Consider the following 965-nt stretch of genomic DNA (forward strand, 5'->3'; position numbering starts at 1 on the left):
AAGAAAGATAGCAGGGTCTAGATATGATATACAAGTTGTTGCAGCTAATATTGATTATATATTTATCTGCATGGCATTAAATAATGATTTTAATATTAATAGACTTGAAAGATATATAGCTGTGGCTTGGGATAGTATGGCGACACCAGTTATAGTATTAACTAAGTCAGATTTATGCGAAGATGTAGATGAAAGACTAAGAGAAGTTAAAGAAGCTGCTATAGGAATAGATATACTAGTAACTTCAAGTTTAAATGGAAATGGATATGAAAAAGTTAAGGAATATATTAAATCTGGAACAACAATAGCCTTTATTGGTTCATCTGGAGTAGGTAAATCTACCCTAATCAATAAGCTATTAAATAAAGAGGTTTTAAAAACTAATTCAATTAGTGAAAATGATAAGGGAAGGCATACAACTACTCATAGAGAATTAATTTTATTAGAAGATGGCGGAGTAATAATTGATACTCCTGGAATGAGGGAGCTTGGATTAATATCTGCTGATGTTGATAAGTCCTTTAGTAATATTGAAGAGTTAGAAAAACAATGTAAGTTTTCAGATTGTACTCATAATAATGAACCTAAATGTGCAATAAGAGAAGCCATTAAAAATGGTGAATTAGACTTAGATAGATTGGAAAGATATAAAAAGCTTAAAAAAGAAGAAGCTTATAATTTATCAAAGGCTAAGAGTCAAGAAAGGCATAGGATTAAAAGTCTTATGAAGTGTAGAAAGTAAGAAACCCTTATGAAAGCCTTGGATTTAAGGATACAGGAAAGCCTTTAGAAGAAGAATTGTTATTTAAATTAGAATAATAATAGAAAGGAGCTGTCGTTAGCAGATTTTTATACTGCTAATGCGATAGCTCCTTTTTTATTATAAAGCACAAATTGATTATATTTTATTATAACATTATTAGAATCAAAATATTTTACTTCTATGATTCATATATTATATAAAG

The 965-nt window shown here is 28.6% G+C and carries 1 protein-coding gene; it reads left to right on the forward strand.

The features are described 5' to 3' along the window. Window positions 1-742: ribosome small subunit-dependent GTPase A (gene rsgA, locus ACQRD5_RS17130; RefSeq protein ID WP_427747111.1), on the forward strand; the 742-nt coding region annotated here is incomplete at its 5' end. Window positions 743-965 lie beyond the last annotated feature (223 nt).

It is taken from the genome of Clostridium sp. SGI.024 (assembly GCF_050315195.1).
Taxonomy (GTDB): Bacteria; Bacillota; Clostridia; order Clostridiales; family Clostridiaceae; genus Clostridium.